General features: G+C 50.9%; 27 protein-coding genes. 2 read left to right on the forward strand and 25 right to left on the reverse strand.

From position 1 onward, the window contains the following. Positions 1-50: 50 nt before the first annotated feature. The 25 genes from Q0X25_RS02005 to Q0X25_RS08505 form a co-directional block, all read right to left on the reverse strand. On the reverse strand, positions 51-842 hold the full coding sequence (locus tag Q0X25_RS02005; RefSeq protein WP_298578729.1) for an S-adenosylmethionine synthetase N-terminal domain-containing protein: 792 nt from the start codon (positions 840-842) through the stop codon (positions 51-53). Next, the gene (locus Q0X25_RS02010; protein WP_298578730.1) at positions 842-1,924 is read right to left on the reverse strand and encodes a DNA modification methylase; all 1,083 of its coding nucleotides are present in this window, start codon (positions 1,922-1,924) and stop codon (positions 842-844) included. The genes Q0X25_RS02005 and Q0X25_RS02010 overlap by 1 nt, the downstream gene beginning before the upstream one ends. Before the next feature lie 44 nt (positions 1,925-1,968). Beyond that, entirely contained in the window at positions 1,969-2,115 is a 147-nt protein-coding gene (locus tag Q0X25_RS08495) for a ParB N-terminal domain-containing protein (RefSeq protein ID WP_367270373.1), read from the reverse strand. Positions 2,116-2,514: 399 nt separating this feature from the next. Then, entirely contained in the window at positions 2,515-2,751 is a 237-nt protein-coding gene (locus Q0X25_RS02015; protein ID WP_298578731.1) for a hypothetical protein, read from the reverse strand. 23 nt (positions 2,752-2,774) lie between these two features. Further along, positions 2,775-3,539, reverse strand: coding sequence for an ATP-binding protein (locus Q0X25_RS02020; protein WP_298578732.1), 765 nt, complete (start codon positions 3,537-3,539; stop codon positions 2,775-2,777). Beyond that, complete coding sequence (locus tag Q0X25_RS02025; RefSeq protein ID WP_298578734.1) at positions 3,536-4,210, reverse strand: hypothetical protein; 675 nt, start codon at positions 4,208-4,210, stop codon at positions 3,536-3,538. Before Q0X25_RS02025 ends, Q0X25_RS02020 begins: the two co-directional genes overlap by 4 nt. 14 nt (positions 4,211-4,224) lie before the next feature. Next, positions 4,225-4,677 (reverse strand): hypothetical protein, encoded by a 453-nt coding sequence (locus tag Q0X25_RS02030; protein WP_298578735.1) that lies wholly within the window; start codon positions 4,675-4,677, stop codon positions 4,225-4,227. Continuing rightward, on the reverse strand, positions 4,667-4,879 hold the full coding sequence (locus Q0X25_RS08500; RefSeq protein WP_367270374.1) for a Lar family restriction alleviation protein: 213 nt from the start codon (positions 4,877-4,879) through the stop codon (positions 4,667-4,669). Before Q0X25_RS08500 ends, Q0X25_RS02030 begins: the two co-directional genes overlap by 11 nt. Continuing rightward, positions 4,872-5,174, reverse strand: a complete 303-nt coding sequence (locus Q0X25_RS02035) for a hypothetical protein (protein ID WP_298578736.1) — start codon at positions 5,172-5,174, stop codon at positions 4,872-4,874. Before Q0X25_RS02035 ends, Q0X25_RS08500 begins: the two co-directional genes overlap by 8 nt. Further along, positions 5,167-5,484, reverse strand: coding sequence for a hypothetical protein (locus tag Q0X25_RS02040; RefSeq protein WP_298578737.1), 318 nt, complete (start codon positions 5,482-5,484; stop codon positions 5,167-5,169). The genes Q0X25_RS02035 and Q0X25_RS02040 overlap by 8 nt, the downstream gene beginning before the upstream one ends. Then, positions 5,477-5,686, reverse strand: coding sequence for a hypothetical protein (locus Q0X25_RS02045; protein WP_298578738.1), 210 nt, complete (start codon positions 5,684-5,686; stop codon positions 5,477-5,479). The genes Q0X25_RS02040 and Q0X25_RS02045 overlap by 8 nt, the downstream gene beginning before the upstream one ends. After that, a complete protein-coding gene (locus tag Q0X25_RS02050) occupies positions 5,683-6,153 on the reverse strand; it encodes a class I SAM-dependent methyltransferase (protein ID WP_298578739.1) in 471 nt (156 codons plus the stop codon). Before Q0X25_RS02050 ends, Q0X25_RS02045 begins: the two co-directional genes overlap by 4 nt. Continuing rightward, a complete protein-coding gene (locus Q0X25_RS02055) occupies positions 6,150-6,701 on the reverse strand; it encodes a hypothetical protein (protein WP_298578740.1) in 552 nt (183 codons plus the stop codon). The genes Q0X25_RS02050 and Q0X25_RS02055 overlap by 4 nt, the downstream gene beginning before the upstream one ends. Further along, positions 6,698-7,123 carry a hypothetical protein gene (locus Q0X25_RS02060; protein WP_298578741.1) on the reverse strand — a complete coding sequence of 142 codons (426 nt, stop codon included), beginning with the start codon at positions 7,121-7,123 and terminating at the stop codon, positions 6,698-6,700. Before Q0X25_RS02060 ends, Q0X25_RS02055 begins: the two co-directional genes overlap by 4 nt. A gap of 11 nt (positions 7,124-7,134) precedes the next feature. Beyond that, positions 7,135-7,641, reverse strand: coding sequence for a single-stranded DNA-binding protein (locus tag Q0X25_RS02065; RefSeq protein WP_298578743.1), 507 nt, complete (start codon positions 7,639-7,641; stop codon positions 7,135-7,137). Next, positions 7,638-8,471, reverse strand: a complete 834-nt coding sequence (locus tag Q0X25_RS02070; protein ID WP_298578744.1) for a hypothetical protein — start codon at positions 8,469-8,471, stop codon at positions 7,638-7,640. Before Q0X25_RS02070 ends, Q0X25_RS02065 begins: the two co-directional genes overlap by 4 nt. Continuing rightward, positions 8,471-9,475 carry a DUF1351 domain-containing protein gene (locus tag Q0X25_RS02075; RefSeq protein WP_298578745.1) on the reverse strand — a complete coding sequence of 335 codons (1,005 nt, stop codon included), beginning with the start codon at positions 9,473-9,475 and terminating at the stop codon, positions 8,471-8,473. Before Q0X25_RS02075 ends, Q0X25_RS02070 begins: the two co-directional genes overlap by 1 nt. Continuing rightward, on the reverse strand, positions 9,468-9,596 hold the full coding sequence (locus tag Q0X25_RS02080; protein ID WP_298578746.1) for a hypothetical protein: 129 nt from the start codon (positions 9,594-9,596) through the stop codon (positions 9,468-9,470). Before Q0X25_RS02080 ends, Q0X25_RS02075 begins: the two co-directional genes overlap by 8 nt. Further along, complete coding sequence (locus tag Q0X25_RS02085) at positions 9,593-9,973, reverse strand: RusA family crossover junction endodeoxyribonuclease (RefSeq protein WP_298578747.1); 381 nt, start codon at positions 9,971-9,973, stop codon at positions 9,593-9,595. The genes Q0X25_RS02080 and Q0X25_RS02085 overlap by 4 nt, the downstream gene beginning before the upstream one ends. After that, positions 9,970-10,170, reverse strand: coding sequence for a hypothetical protein (locus tag Q0X25_RS02090; RefSeq protein WP_298578748.1), 201 nt, complete (start codon positions 10,168-10,170; stop codon positions 9,970-9,972). The genes Q0X25_RS02085 and Q0X25_RS02090 overlap by 4 nt, the downstream gene beginning before the upstream one ends. A gap of 44 nt (positions 10,171-10,214) precedes the next feature. Continuing rightward, positions 10,215-10,466 carry a hypothetical protein gene (locus Q0X25_RS02095; RefSeq protein ID WP_298578749.1) on the reverse strand — a complete coding sequence of 84 codons (252 nt, stop codon included), beginning with the start codon at positions 10,464-10,466 and terminating at the stop codon, positions 10,215-10,217. After that, positions 10,467-10,607: a hypothetical protein gene (locus Q0X25_RS02100; RefSeq protein WP_298578750.1), complete on the reverse strand. Its 141-nt coding sequence runs from the start codon at positions 10,605-10,607 to the stop codon at positions 10,467-10,469. 2 nt (positions 10,608-10,609) lie between these two features. Beyond that, positions 10,610-10,813 carry a helix-turn-helix domain-containing protein gene (locus Q0X25_RS02105; protein ID WP_298578752.1) on the reverse strand — a complete coding sequence of 68 codons (204 nt, stop codon included), beginning with the start codon at positions 10,811-10,813 and terminating at the stop codon, positions 10,610-10,612. A 107-nt stretch (positions 10,814-10,920) separates the two neighbouring features. Next, positions 10,921-11,133 (reverse strand): hypothetical protein, encoded by a 213-nt coding sequence (locus Q0X25_RS02110; RefSeq protein WP_298578753.1) that lies wholly within the window; start codon positions 11,131-11,133, stop codon positions 10,921-10,923. Positions 11,134-11,166: 33 nt separating this feature from the next. Then, complete coding sequence (locus tag Q0X25_RS08505) at positions 11,167-11,367, reverse strand: helix-turn-helix transcriptional regulator (RefSeq protein WP_367270375.1); 201 nt, start codon at positions 11,365-11,367, stop codon at positions 11,167-11,169. A 110-nt stretch (positions 11,368-11,477) separates the two neighbouring features. On the opposite strand from Q0X25_RS08505, the gene Q0X25_RS02115 reads away from it, so the two are divergent. Both Q0X25_RS02115 and Q0X25_RS02120 read left to right on the forward strand, forming a co-directional pair. Further along, entirely contained in the window at positions 11,478-12,110 is a 633-nt protein-coding gene (locus Q0X25_RS02115) for a LexA family transcriptional regulator (RefSeq protein WP_298578754.1), read from the forward strand. A gap of 9 nt (positions 12,111-12,119) precedes the next feature. Next, entirely contained in the window at positions 12,120-12,980 is an 861-nt protein-coding gene (locus Q0X25_RS02120) for a hypothetical protein (RefSeq protein WP_298578755.1), read from the forward strand. Positions 12,981-13,054: the final 74 nt, after the last annotated feature.

Genomic DNA, 13,054 nt, shown 5'->3' on the forward strand with positions numbered 1-13,054 from the left:
CTCGCTAACTCAAAAGGCAAAGCTATCCAGAGTGGCGGCTCACCGCGATTTTAGATAAGACCCCATTCGGCAAATCTCTCAAATCCACCAGCTCCGATGATGTAATCGCGGGCGATCTCGACTACTTCTGCATATGGCGTGTTGCCGATTTTTGTATCTCCGATTGAGCATGCAACCTCGAGAGGAAGATGCAGCTCTTGTGCCATGACGTGCGCCCAAATATTGACGCTCACATCCGCTTTGGATAGGTCTTTGCCGTGAAGGCCACCACCTGTAACTGCGTCGCCCATGTCGCTTCCGAGCTTGCGATTAGTGGCTCCTGCATCGACGTTGAGGCCGCCTTTCCATTTTCCGAGAGGGTTAATCTTTGAAGGCTTATCAGTAGCCCGTAGGCAATCTTTAATCCCGTCCTCAGTCGCGCAGCTTTGACAAATCGTAATGTCTCCTCCGTGGATTACACATTTCCCGTCCGTCGGGTAACGCGAGTAGATCCTTCTGGCGATACTTGAGAGCCGACGCTGCTCTGCTGTAATCGGCATGCCACAGAATATGCCGTTATCGCCGCAGCGCATCTGCTCGCGCTGATTTGCTGCAAGAATGCTGTTCTGTGGGCGCTCTACGTAGCTTACTTGCGTCTCGCCTGCGATTCTGTGGACAATCTCTAAGACGTATCCTTTCAGCGACACCGACGTCTCGCAAATAACGAGCGTGCGACCGTGCCCCGTAAGTACTTCACAAGCGATGCGCGGATTCTTGCTTTCAGAATATGCTGCGTCAACCATTGCGCCTGCTATTCTATCTGCGATTTTGTCGGGGTGCGATGGATTTACCTTTTCAAACATTAATCAATCCTAACTGCCTGCTTGCCTGTAAATTCTTCCCAGCGCTGGATAATGACGTCGCAATAGTGAGGATCTAACTCCATCGTTAGGCACCTGCGATTAGTCTGCTCGCACGCTATAAGCGTTGAGCCAGAGCCTCCGAATGTGTCTAAGATTGTCCAGCCTGGCTTCGAGGAGTTGCGAATTTGGTAAGCCATAAGGCGAATTGGCTTCATGGTGGGGTGCAGCCCGCTCCTCATGGGCTTTTTCTCGTGAATTACAGTTGATGGAATCTCCCGCTCGAGCATCCCACGAATGAACTCTTTTAGCTCGGTCTTGCTCATTTTTTCGATATCGGCAGCTGTGTTGTCTTCATAGACAGTTCCTTCTGACCTGCTGCTAGTAAAGTAATGCGCCGCTCCATCTTTCCAGCCGTAAAGACATGGCTCATGCTTCCATTGGTAATCTTGCCGCCCGAGAGTAAACACATCCTTAGCCCAGATAAGAACTTGCCTGATTGTCATCCCTGCGGCGCTTGCTGCGTCGAGGAAGTTTTTAGCCTGCGTGCTCGCGTGCCAAATGTAGAAGGCGGCTCCAAGCTTTGTCTGACTTAATGCGCAGGTAAATGCATCCTTAAGAAAAGCAACGAACGCATCATCGCTACTAAAACTGTCATTTTGAATGGTAAGTTTGTCATCTGTCTTACCCTCATAATCAATGTTATAAGGCGGATCTGTAAGCCACACATCAGCTAACTCGCCATCAATTAGGCGCTTAACATCATCACTACTTGTCGCATCTCCACAGAGGAGCCTGTGCTCTCCTAATGCCCATAGTTCCCCAGCTTTTACTCTTGGTTCTGGCTCCTCTGGGATGGGAACCTCTGCGATCTCACTATCGTCAGCCCCATCGTAGAAGTCTGACTCCTCAAACCCGAGCTGCTCTAGCCCATCAAAACCCATTTCCAAAAGCTCACTAAGCTCGATCGCTAGTTGCTCCTCATCCCACGTAGCGGCCTCAGCAACGCGGTTGTCCGCAAGCCTGAACGCCTTTATCTGCTCTGGGGTAAGGTCACTTGCAACAATGCAGGGAACAGCAGTCATACCGAGTTGATGAGCTGCTTTATAGCGCGTATGCCCAGTTACGATTACCCCCCCTCGTCAATTACGAGCGGAACCTTAAAACCAAATTCTTCTATGCTGGCAGCTACTTGCTCTACGGCTTTACCGTCGTTATTGCGAGGGTTGTTTGCGTATGGCGTTAGCTCATCTAGCTTTTTGTAAATAATTTCCACGGTTATTTGCCCTTCCTTTTTTTGCGAAAACAGCGTCTTTGCCTAATCCTCTGCTGTTGCTTGCGTAGGCTGTCCGCGTTTGATTCTTCCCACTCATGCTCATCTGCGGCGCATTGAGAGCACAGCCCCCGTCGTTTTGCGTAGTTGTCGCCAATCGCGACGGGGTGCTCACCACATTTCTGGCAAAGTGGAACCGTGTATGGGTTATAGCGTCCAACACGGTTGCGCATTGAGCGGATGGCTGTAGGAGAGTGCCGCGGGATTATCTCATGCAGTTCTTGCGCAGTCCATTCTGGGTGTTTCCAGAGCGCATCTAGCTCTGTTGAGTACCACTGTGCGTAGCGTTTTATCTTCGCTGAAAAACTTGATGCACTTGATGCATTTGCACCAAGTGGGGAGCTATTCTTTTGCGTCATTACCTACACCGTAAATCTCCGCGAGCTTCTCCGCGTCGTACACATCAGGCTCGCATTTGAGGCATTCGCCTAGACCATGGAAGCCTCCTACGGACTCTAAGAAGTTTCGGGCGTTGTTCTTGGCGGTATCGTCTTTGGTCTTGAAGAAGCCTTCGTCATAGATGCTCACCACTGCACAGAGAAAACCCTGATTAAAAGTTTTTAATTCTTGGTCAGTCATTTTTGCTCCTCACATAAGCTGCCCTAGCGATTGGCTACAAGCCTTCTGTCGGCTCCTGTCATGTGGATGACCTCACACGAGCCTACAAGGCGCGAAACTATTGCGTCAGCGCCTTCTGTGTCGCCTCTACTGCTGAGAGCTTTTGCCATGTCACTAGGACTCTCCTGTGAGGTGACGATGGTAGGAAGCCCGTAGGCTGAACGGGCATTGATGACCTCAAACAGCTGTGTAATGGCAAGCTCGGTCGGAAGTGCTCGACCCAAATCATCAAGCACAAGAAGCGGTATCAGCGCGTAATGCCCCGCAACTGCGCTTTCTCTGCCTTCGCCGATTGCTGCTCTCAGCTCACGGAGCATGCCTGGGGCTGTCGCAAATGCGGCTTTCCCTGCGCCAGATGAGATCCAAGAGGCAAGCACAGAGCAGGCTTTGAATGTCTTGCCAACGCCTGCTGCGCCCCAGAGCCAAAGCCCGCGCCCAGCTTGCAAAGCATCGAGATAGCAGCTCACAAACGGCACGTTGCAGTAGGAACTTGGCACACCAAGACGAGCCATGCGCACCTCAAACGGCACTTCTGCGGGCTTTAGCTGAGCTGCTTCGGCATCGGTGATTTCCTGCGTGCTCACGCTTTTACCCTGATGAGTGGCGATATACGCGTCAATGCCTGCTTCATCGATGGGGAAAAACCTGCTTCCTATCAAAACGCAGCTGCCATCTGGTGAGAGATTCCATTGGAGTTTTTTAGCGCTTGAGCTGGCAATTCTCGCAAGTGCCGCTGCGATTGTGCTCATGACGTCGCCTCCTCCGAATAGGCTGCATATTTGCCGCCTAGACTGGATGCTGTGTCACGCGCCTTCACCTGTGGTTCTCCTCGGTTTCTAGCGCGAGAATTCCACCCTGAGCAGGCAATTTTCCAGTCAGAAAGCGCCTGTCCATTGGCTTTTTTCCAGCCCTGACTGGCGTAGTAGGAAACGAACGTTTCGGGGTCAACGTGGGTGAAGTTGTGCTCTGCGACGTAGGCAGCAACCTCTTCAACGGTTGGTGGATTCTCTTTTTTCTTTCTTTTTATTTCTTTCTTTTTACTCTTATTATTCTCATACTCATACTCTATCTCAGGATGCTGCTCATGCATGTTGCTTGTGCATTCTGCTTGTGCATCTTGCTCATGCATGTTGCTTGTGCATTCTGCTTGTGCATCAGCTGGCTTATTAACAGGCTGTTTATCTGTATCTTCACGCTTGGAGTAGCGAGCATTTGCCATGTTTTGTGCACGCTCGCGAGCACGCTTACTCATATCAATACGGTTCTTACATGCAATAAATGTCGGCAACCATGGGCATTTACCTGTAGGCTCCTCACCTGTGAACCCATAGTGCAGAAGAGCAAGTAAGAACTCGCTCCCCTGCTTCTTGGTCATCATGGCAGCCGCTTCATACATATCATCTTGAATTAAGACTGGCATAACGATGTCCTCTTTTACTCTGCTACGGGCGTGTTCTCATGGGCTTTGTGCTCAAGAAATGCTTGAACTTCATGCCATATATCGAAAAATTCTTTGCGCGTAAGTCCGTAATCATCGCAATAAGCATCGATATAGCAATCCGCATGTCCTAAAACCTTGCTGATAAGTTGCGCTACCGCGTCAAGATTTGGCACCCCATCGAGTACAACAACATCAGATGTAATAGACACTACTTGAGTGCCTGGTAGCTCATAAATGGTGCAGTTTTGCGCTTCCATCGCCTTGTTTTCTTGCTCTTCAAACGGCAATTCATCCTGAATGGGCTCGATGCTCAGTTCAACAGGCATGCTCAGTAGCTGCAAGCGCGATAGCTCTCCTGCGTCTTTTGCGGTTGGTGTGACTTCAAATTGCAGCTTTCCTACACCACCGCTGCACTCAAATTTCTTGTAAGCTGATTTAATTTTCATGGTGGTAATCCTTTTTCTCGCCAAAAAGTGTTTGCTGCATCGGTTCTGTGCGCGTATTCCAACGCTCAATTGCAAGTTCTTTGGTTATAGCGGATGGCCCTACAGCTGCGCATGAGCACGATACGAACCACCCCCAGCGACCAGAGCTTTTTACGCGCTGTGTGGTGCCACCGCAAAAGGGGCAGGGCTTAAGGCTAGTCATTGCAGCTCACCACCCTAGCTCCGCAATTGGGGCAATATTTCATCTCGAGTGGGTTGGTGCCGTGTGGGATGGCCTTGCTGCAGGCTGAGCACTTGATGTTCTCCATACTGATATCAAGGTCTAGCTCGCACACGGGGTCGATAAGGTCTGCAAGATGGTTTGTAAGAAGCACGGAATTGTCGCCGTTCCAGTCGTGAAATACAGCCCACGGTGCAATCCATTCGACATTCTCGCCCGCGTAATCTCTCAGCTTTCTTGCCATCTCTTTACGCTCTACATCTGTAGGCTTACTCATCTGCGTTCACCACCCTCGCGCCACAGTACGGGCAGTATGTTGGCATCATGTCGTTGTAGATTGGTGAGCCACACTCTGAACAAAGCCATGTGTTAAGGTTGTCCGCTACCTTTTTGGGAACTTTCCCAGCAGGCTCAATCTCACATGTTGGGTCGATAAGATCTGCAAGGCGGTTATTGAGGGCGATATTGTCATGCTCTTGTGCATCGTTAAATGCCGCCCAAGGGATAATCCACTCGGCACCATCATCCGCGTTGTCTCTCAGTCTGCGTGCTACTGCTATGCGCTCTGCTGATATTGAATTACTCATCCGTCTCACCTGCCTTGCGCAAATACAGATAGTCACGCATAAGACCGTATGATGCCGAAAAGCTCGCATGTTCAGGGTCTAGCAGCAGCCATGCCGCACCGTCTATGTCATCATCAAACCCTGCGCCCCATCCGTGTTTGCGCTCATATCTCCACAGCAGTTTTGCCAAAATACGCTGCCAAAAAGTCAAATATGGAATCATCCGTCCTCCTTTACAAATACAATCCAATACGTTTTGCTCGCCTTTGGTCTGCGGTTGCCATACAGAGGATCTGCGGGGAACGTCCTGCGTACCTCCGAGAGAGGGAGCTGGACGTCGCTCCACTTGAACACGAGGGTTCCTAGTGGCGCCAGCACCCGCCAGCACTCGGCGAATCCCCGCGTGAGGTAAGGCTCCCAGTCATGTGGCAACAGCCCGTACTTCTCCGCTTGCCAGCCTTTGCCCCTCAGCAGGTGGGGCGGGTCGAACACCACGTGAGCAAAGCTCTCACTAGGAAACGGCAGGTCGGTGAAGTCCGCGACCACTTGTGGCTTGCAGCGGAACTTCCTCCCGTCGCAGAGCGTGTCCACACGCGGATGCGCGTCAACCGTGAGCACGTGGCCACGGGCGAAGTAGAAGCTCTCACCTCCGCAGCAGGCGTCTAGAACGGGTAGAAGGGCGGCGCTCACTTGCTCTCACCTGCCAATTTGCGGCAGCGAGCGATGAGCTCATCTTTTGAGCAGCCATGTTTGAGCATTAGCTCTTCGCCGTCTTCGGCGATAAAATCCATGCCCGTCATAAAGGCATCTTGGATAATGCGCTCCCAGCTGTCAGGCTTTATCTTCGTAAAATCTTGCGAGCGATAAGGCTTTGCACAGTCTTTCCCCTTACCAAATTTTGAGAGGAATAGGTTTAGCTTTCCTGTAGAAATGCCCTGCACATAGTAGATTGTGCCTTCTTTGTCATAGACCGTATTGCCGATATGGATCTGCTCACCGTCTTTGCTGGTTGGCAGCTCCGCGTACCTGCCGCCTAGTGTCTCATGTTTATCGACATAGTGCTCATCAATGCTATCGGCGATGACTTCAAGAATGGCGCTTGTCAAACGGTCGTATCCGCTGTCTAATCTGACTTCTGCCCCTATATCTTCCATGATGGAGATAAGACTATATGTCGGCTCATTGTCATACATATTCGCGCATCTGCGTAATTGCTCAGGTGTGATTTTTGGTGTCATTTTTGCTCCTCAAATTGAACATTTACGGTCGTGTGGTAGCCATACGAGATGGCTTTCATCATTTCGCTCATAAAATTATTTAGCATTTCATTGCGCGTGCTGTCCTTTTTAAGTTCACGCTTAATCGCTTCCTTAAGCGCGGAGCGATTTTCCTCGAGGGCTTCTTTAAGTGCAGATTTTGCTTCATCTTGGATGGCTTTTTTAACAATGTACTCGAGGTACGTCATGCCGCTTTCGCGCCCCCACGAGCTTGTTGCTATCTTGCCGTCCTTATCGACCTTGATACTTAGCACCTCATGTACCAGCTGCTCTGCAAGTCCGTTATCGCTCATGCTTGCTAAAATTGCCGCTTTAGTAGTCTCAACTACTGCGCTTTTAATGATTGACTCGTCAATGTTGAGTCCAATGCTGTTCTTGTCCATGTTCTACCTCACTAAAATGGGATATCTTCGTCATATACGTCTGGTGCTGGCGCCTGCTGTGGCGCGTTATAAGCAGGTGTTGGCGTATAAGTAGGCATTTGTTCCTGTTGGTATGTTTGCGTCTGCTGCTGTGGCTGTGGCCGGCTCTGCGCGTAGCCTGTGGGCGCTTGTGAGGGCGCTTGTTGCTTCGGTCGTGGGGGTAGGACAATGTTGCGGCATACAACCTCAAGCTTTGAGCGGTTGGAGCCGTCTTGTGCTTGCCAACTTGAATAGCGAAGCTCACCTTCAAGCGCGACTTTCATCCCCTTGGTAAGCACGGTGGAAAGCGATTGAGCGCGTTGTCCGAACATGACGCAGTCAACAAAGTTGGGTACGTCTTTGTACTGCCCGTTTGTATCTTTGATGGCTCTGTTGCTGGCAATGCCAAACTTGAGCACTGAGGCTCCGCCTTGGGTCGCCATTAGCTCAGGATCGCGTGTAAGATTGCCTGTGAGCACCACGGTGTTGATATCGCTCATGCCTTGCTCCATCCGCTTTTAGCTTGAGAGCCAGCTGCTGGTGCCACTGGTGCTCCCATGACAAAATTGCCTACAGTCTGTAGATAGGCGTCGCTATCGATTGGCGCACCACATGCGTCGATAATCATGTGTGCGGCCTCATTCGGTGTGATGCCGTGTGCCTGTGCGTAGTGTTCGGATGCGTCGCGCATAAACTCTCGTGTCTCTGGTTTAAGGCTGCTCTGTTTGGGCTTTGGTGGCTCATAGCTTGCTGGAACAGACTCTACGGTTGCCATCACGTGTTGCTGTGGTTGCATCTGTGGAACTGAGACGTTCGCCAAGTTTGGCATGTCTTCTATGTCCTGCGTGAAGATGTCGCTTGCAGCTGTGGTGCTCTTAACCGCATCGACAAAGGCGCGTTTCTTCGCCATTTTTTTAACGGTGTTCCAAACATCAGCAATGTCTGGATTTTCTTCTTTACGACGATTTTCGTTATAGCCCGTCCAGCGGTATCGATATTTGCTCTCAAGTGTAGAACACTCGCCTACGCCGTACCCCATCACCTGTCCTGTATCACGATTGGTAAGTGTGCAAGTGACGTCATATGACCTGTGTCCGCCATCATAATCCTCGCGGTCTATGGTGTAGGTAGGCACGAAGTGAAACATGTAGGCTATCTTTTCTGCCCCCGCTTGAAGCAGGGTAGGCTTAGGCCCACATCCCTTAATGGTGCCGTAGTGGGTACCCTCCTGTAGCACGTCTTTCATAAGATACTGAATTGCATTTACCTGTTTGCGAACTTCAAGCGCTCCTTGCTGCTCGACTGGTAGCGCTAACGTGTTATCGCTCATTACATCCTCCTAAACATTGCGCTAATACCTGCTGCGTTAATCCAATTGCGGAGTGCTTGCAGCTGTAGCTCGGTGACCGTGGCGCGAAACTCGACTGTGAATGCCACGGGCTCCTGTGGGGCTTCTTGCGCGGTCTCTATGCGACGCTGGCGAGCTTCTTCTGCGGCTTTGATGGCAGCTGCCTGCCTAAGTTCTTCTTCGTGAGCGCGTGCGGCTTCTGCTTCCGCTCGTGCTGCTGCTTCTGCTGCTTCACGCTCTGCGCGTTCAGCTTCGCGCTGTGCTGCCTCTGCTGCCATTTGCTGCTGGCGCTCACGCTCTGCTTGCTCATGGGCACGCGCGGCTTCTGCTGCTTCGAACTCGGCGTTTTCTGCGGCAATAGCTCCTGCCATGTCGAGCGAGAGCAAATACTTCGCGCGGATGCGTGATTTGCGGTCGGCGGGGTAAGGCATTCCGTCTAAGGTGGTCAGGCTGCCGTGCACTGCTTGTATTGCATTTTGCAAGTCACCTATAGCGGCGGCGCTGCTGGTAGAGCGTAAATACCATTTGCCTGCCTTTGCGTAGTGCTCCTCGATGAGATCAAAGCTCACCATGGTTGCAAGCTCACCTGCAAAGTCGGAGTAGGCTTCTTGCAGCTCTGCACGCTTGCGTTGCTGCCTGCCTTCGTCCCATGTCGCAAGTTCTTGTTTGAAAGCGCTCTCGCGCTCTGTGAGCGGCTCAAGTGTGCTTTTTGCACCGTCCTTAAAAGTTTTTACCGCTTCTTCGATGGCGCGGGTCATACTCTTGCGCTCGGTTTCGATTGCATTGATGCGTGCATTGAGAGCTGTGCGGGTGCGCTTTGCTTGCTTGTAATCGTCCTCGCTTGTGATGGGAAAAGGCTCATAGTCGCCACTTGCTACCATCGCGGCCACTTTGCCTGTGGCGGCTGATAGCCATACATCGGCATCGCCTAAAACACGCGGGGTTTCGATTACTTGAGCTTCTACTTCTAAGGTTTCGTTACTCATATTCGTCTTCTTCCTCGTAGCTATCTTCATCGCCGTAATCGTCTTCGTAGTGGCTGTTCCACCACGCTTCTGCATCTGCAAGCTCGCAGGCGTAGCAGATGCCTTCTACGTCTTGCATCATTTGTCATCACCTGCTTCAAGCTCGATTAAGCGAACCTCTATGCGGGGGTTATCTTTGTCTGTCGCAAAGATGTGGGAAATACCGACGACGTGCTTTTGGTCGTCATCTACAAGCACGCCTGCGGTTACGAGCCCGTCTAGGATGAACTTCGCGCCAAAGGCGATATTGTCGAGATCGCGACGGTGATTTTTCTCGTACCACGTGATACACACCCTGCAAGGGCTGCTTAGTGGCTTGAGCTGTTGGGCTTTTGCACACCATGCGACAAGGGCGGTTTCATGGCGCTTCGCTTTACTGCCTTTTGCCCAGTGAGTGCGGTTGAGCGCTGTGTATTCATTAAGCCCCATCAAGCGTCCTGGAATAACGAGTAGGCTCATTGCTTGCCCCCAGACTTGAGAAAGTCCAGCCAGCAGCTATAAGCGTCAGCATCTTTGAAGAAGGTGCCTAAATGGGTAGTCTCGCTGACGTTTTTACCCTTGTCTCCTACGCGGCGCGTCTCGTGGCGGTCGTAGTACTCCCAGCCGTCACAGATGAGGGCATGTTCCCCACGGCTGACGATAACTTTTCCTTTCATGCCGTTTCCCCTTCATCGGTTGCTACGAAAAGTCCCTCGATGTCTCAGGGCGTAATGTCAAACTCGCGGAATTCTTGGGCTATTGCCCAACCCGCGCCCGTCTGCCACCCATTGAGGTAATCGCGGGCGTATCCCGCTTTGAAAAGCTTGCTCATCACGCGTCTGGACTCGCAAAACTCAGCCATAACGCGGCGAGCAACACGTTTGAAGTCATCGCAAGCGAATTGCTTGTGCTTACCTACAAAGCGTTCAGAGCAGAGCTGCTCAAGCGCTTGTTCAAATACTTCGTTGCTCATTTACATCGCCCCAATCAGGTGCAGAATCGTCTGTACGTGCCAAGGTATGAATGCGCGGTTAAAGCCGAGGGCAATGCCTGTGTAGATAAAGGCGGTGAGGTCATAGAGCAGCTCAAGTGCAATAGCGGCGCCGACAATCACTACTACTGCTCGCAGAGCAAGCCGTACTTCTTCAGTAACTCTCGGCTTGAGATACGCCAACGCTCGTCCCCGACCTTGGCAGCAATAAGCTGCCCGTTTGCACACATGGCGCGGACTGCTCGTGTGCTGCATCCGATAATTCCTGCTGCTGCATCCACAGAGATGAGCGGCGGTAGCTTTTGGACTTCTTGCACGATGTATTTCATAGCCCGTACCTCCTACAGTGCGAAATGTGTGTTGTATAATTTGGTTGTCCATTTCTAAGTCCTTTGGACGCGCCCGTTACGAGTGCTGGCTCGTGGCGGGCATTTGCTTATGCGAGTCTGATTGCTCCTGCGGGGATGTTGTCGTCGAAGAAATCGGGCAACCAGACGATGCAAAGGCGCTTTGCGGCAATCCAGAATTCGGGGTTCCCCTCGTTCTGGACTTTGAGTTCGTGACTGAACTCGCGGGCTTCGTCGAGAGAGCTGAACCACTTTCCATGCCAACTCTCGTAATCTGTCGTCCAATCAACACGCCAATCCATGATTTGCTCCTTTCGTAAGAGAAATACTTGAATTTAATTCAAGTTCCTAGGCAAAAAAATATCGCCTATTGTGCAGTGTAGAAATGCACAAACCTTTTCTAGATCGCCAACGCGCATTAAACGCGGATTTTGCTCATATCGCTGATAAGTTGGATATGAAACGTTAATACAGTCAGCAACAGCTCTTTTCTTAATGCCGCGCCGCTCTCGTATGTCGGCTAACGTGCTTTTCACTTTCTCCTCCTTTCTGTCTGTAATTATATTACAGTAAATTGTAACTAATTCAAGCCAAATTTGAAATAAAATTTTAGAAAACTTTAATGCGCTCTAATTTAGGAGTAGCCATGAGCTTCCAAAGTACCGTTCGTATGAACCGCGAAAAACTCGGATTAACACAGGATGAGTTAGGGTCAAAAGTCGGTTTAACCGGTTCGTCTGTCAGCCAGTGGGAAGCTGGTCGAGCTAAACCACGTATAGGCGTATTAAAACAGCTCGCTGAACTATTTAGCATGAGCACATCAGAACTACTCGGGGAAAAGCCACAAGGCGCCGGTAGCTTTATCCCTGTTGGCACATCCGCGATGGTGCCTATGCGCGTCCTAGGCAAGACACATGCGGGTGAAGCAATCGAAGAAATAGAAGACCCTGGTTTCGTAGAGGTGCCTGAAACCGTGGCAAGGAACCACCCCGATGCTTTCATGCTTCGCGTAGAAGGCTGCTGCATGAACCGCTCGTATCCTGATGGCTGTTTGGTCATGGTTGACCCTACGATATCGCCTTGGAACGGGTGTGCGGTAGTGGCTGAGCCTAGTTCGGGTGAGTCGGTGCTCAGGCGCTATTACCGCGGACAATCAAGCCTCTTACTTACTGCTGACAGCTATGAAAGCTACGACGACCTTATGTTTTCTGGCGACGACGAGGTGATGTTGCTCGGTGTGGTTGTGTGGTTCCAGGCGGCGAAAGAAGAGAGCGAGTAGGGGTTAAAAATGGATATAAAGGCGCAACCCTCAGCGATGGATCGATTTTCAAAGCGCTTTTTAATTGCTCTGGTTATGATTATTCTTGGATTCGCCTTCTTGGTTTCACCTGTCCCTGCTCTTGGTGTCTTCTTGCTTCTCGGCGCTCTTGCTTTGTTCATTGTGTCTTTGCCTTTGGCTATCCGCGCACAAATCGAGCAGAACGCTGCGAAAAAAGAGTTACAGAGAAAAGTAAAAGAGCAGATGAAGAAAAATAAGGCTGTCAAATTTGAAGTAGTGCAAGACAGCGGCGAAACAGATAATGGCGATATCTACAGCCTTTCTGTGAGTGTGCCTGACTTAGATTGTATTGAGAGCTGCCCCTTTACTGGTGAGCTGCTTACTTGTCTTTCTTGGCCGAATGGATCAAAGCTTTGGTATGCGAACTCGTTGGCCTGCGCCAGATTTGCCGCCGACCTCGCGCGAGCTGAGAGCAAAACCACGGCTGTTACTATCCACGAAGCGGGTATTCCAAGGCTTGAGACGGATTCTGCGCTAATCCTTCCTACTGCGGTAGGTGAGAAGCCGAGTCATGACGGTTTTGCCGCTCTTGAGATTTGTCCGCTTACGCCTACGGGGAGAAAACCTAAATACCCTATTGAGATACATTTCAGCGCCTATAGCGTTGCGTCTGGCGATGGCTCTCACGGGACGCTTTGCTACTTGCCCAGCGGCGAGGTAGGTAAGGCAGATATTCATTACTGGCAAGGCTGCGTGCGGCATACGGTTAGCCTGCGTATGAAAGATGACATTTTGGAGCCGTCGTACATTTTGAGACAGAGCAACTTTAACGAAACGCCCGTGACAATTTGGCGCGAGGAGATGGTGTAAATGATGCCTCCCAAAAAAACTTTTGTCACTTTTTTGTCACTCCGTGTCACTTCGGCAACAAAAAAGGCCAGAAC

Origin of the sequence: uncultured Olegusella sp., assembly GCF_947253395.1 — a bacterium.
Taxonomy (GTDB): domain Bacteria; phylum Actinomycetota; class Coriobacteriia; order Coriobacteriales; family Atopobiaceae; genus Olegusella.

What these genes read in the sequence shown, in the direction of transcription:
- Q0X25_RS02015 (WP_298578731.1), bottom strand. Translation starts at nt 2,751, where the DNA reads ATGACTGACCAAGAATTAAAAACTTTTAATCAGGGTTTTCTCTGTGCA.
- Q0X25_RS02040 (WP_298578737.1), bottom strand. Translation starts at nt 5,484, where the DNA reads ATGAGTAATTCAATATCAGCAGAGCGCATAGCAGTAGCACGCAGACTG.
- Q0X25_RS02025 (WP_298578734.1), bottom strand. Translation starts at nt 4,210, where the DNA reads ATGCCAGTCTTAATTCAAGATGATATGTATGAAGCGGCTGCCATGATG.
- Q0X25_RS02010 (WP_298578730.1), bottom strand. Translation starts at nt 1,924, where the DNA reads ATGACTGCTGTTCCCTGCATTGTTGCAAGTGACCTTACCCCAGAGCAG.
- Q0X25_RS02115 (WP_298578754.1), top strand. Translation starts at nt 11,478, where the DNA reads ATGAGCTTCCAAAGTACCGTTCGTATGAACCGCGAAAAACTCGGATTA.
- Q0X25_RS02045 (WP_298578738.1), bottom strand. Translation starts at nt 5,686, where the DNA reads ATGATTCCATATTTGACTTTTTGGCAGCGTATTTTGGCAAAACTGCTG.
- Q0X25_RS02005 (WP_298578729.1), bottom strand. Translation starts at nt 842, where the DNA reads ATGTTTGAAAAGGTAAATCCATCGCACCCCGACAAAATCGCAGATAGA.
- Q0X25_RS08500 (WP_367270374.1), bottom strand. Translation starts at nt 4,879, where the DNA reads ATGACTAGCCTTAAGCCCTGCCCCTTTTGCGGTGGCACCACACAGCGC.
- Q0X25_RS02070 (WP_298578744.1), bottom strand. Translation starts at nt 8,471, where the DNA reads ATGAGCGATAACACGTTAGCGCTACCAGTCGAGCAGCAAGGAGCGCTT.
- Q0X25_RS02055 (WP_298578740.1), bottom strand. Translation starts at nt 6,701, where the DNA reads ATGACACCAAAAATCACACCTGAGCAATTACGCAGATGCGCGAATATG.
- Q0X25_RS02035 (WP_298578736.1), bottom strand. Translation starts at nt 5,174, where the DNA reads ATGAGTAAGCCTACAGATGTAGAGCGTAAAGAGATGGCAAGAAAGCTG.
- Q0X25_RS02085 (WP_298578747.1), bottom strand. Translation starts at nt 9,973, where the DNA reads ATGAGCCTACTCGTTATTCCAGGACGCTTGATGGGGCTTAATGAATAC.
- Q0X25_RS02105 (WP_298578752.1), bottom strand. Translation starts at nt 10,813, where the DNA reads ATGAAATACATCGTGCAAGAAGTCCAAAAGCTACCGCCGCTCATCTCT.
- Q0X25_RS02095 (WP_298578749.1), bottom strand. Translation starts at nt 10,466, where the DNA reads ATGAGCAACGAAGTATTTGAACAAGCGCTTGAGCAGCTCTGCTCTGAA.
- Q0X25_RS02120 (WP_298578755.1), top strand. Translation starts at nt 12,120, where the DNA reads ATGGATATAAAGGCGCAACCCTCAGCGATGGATCGATTTTCAAAGCGC.
- Q0X25_RS02110 (WP_298578753.1), bottom strand. Translation starts at nt 11,133, where the DNA reads ATGGATTGGCGTGTTGATTGGACGACAGATTACGAGAGTTGGCATGGA.
- Q0X25_RS02075 (WP_298578745.1), bottom strand. Translation starts at nt 9,475, where the DNA reads ATGAGTAACGAAACCTTAGAAGTAGAAGCTCAAGTAATCGAAACCCCG.
- Q0X25_RS02020 (WP_298578732.1), bottom strand. Translation starts at nt 3,539, where the DNA reads ATGAGCACAATCGCAGCGGCACTTGCGAGAATTGCCAGCTCAAGCGCT.
- Q0X25_RS02060 (WP_298578741.1), bottom strand. Translation starts at nt 7,123, where the DNA reads ATGGACAAGAACAGCATTGGACTCAACATTGACGAGTCAATCATTAAA.
- Q0X25_RS02030 (WP_298578735.1), bottom strand. Translation starts at nt 4,677, where the DNA reads ATGAAAATTAAATCAGCTTACAAGAAATTTGAGTGCAGCGGTGGTGTA.
- Q0X25_RS02065 (WP_298578743.1), bottom strand. Translation starts at nt 7,641, where the DNA reads ATGAGCGATATCAACACCGTGGTGCTCACAGGCAATCTTACACGCGAT.
- Q0X25_RS02090 (WP_298578748.1), bottom strand. Translation starts at nt 10,170, where the DNA reads ATGAAAGGAAAAGTTATCGTCAGCCGTGGGGAACATGCCCTCATCTGT.
- Q0X25_RS02080 (WP_298578746.1), bottom strand. Translation starts at nt 9,596, where the DNA reads ATGATGCAAGACGTAGAAGGCATCTGCTACGCCTGCGAGCTTGCAGAT.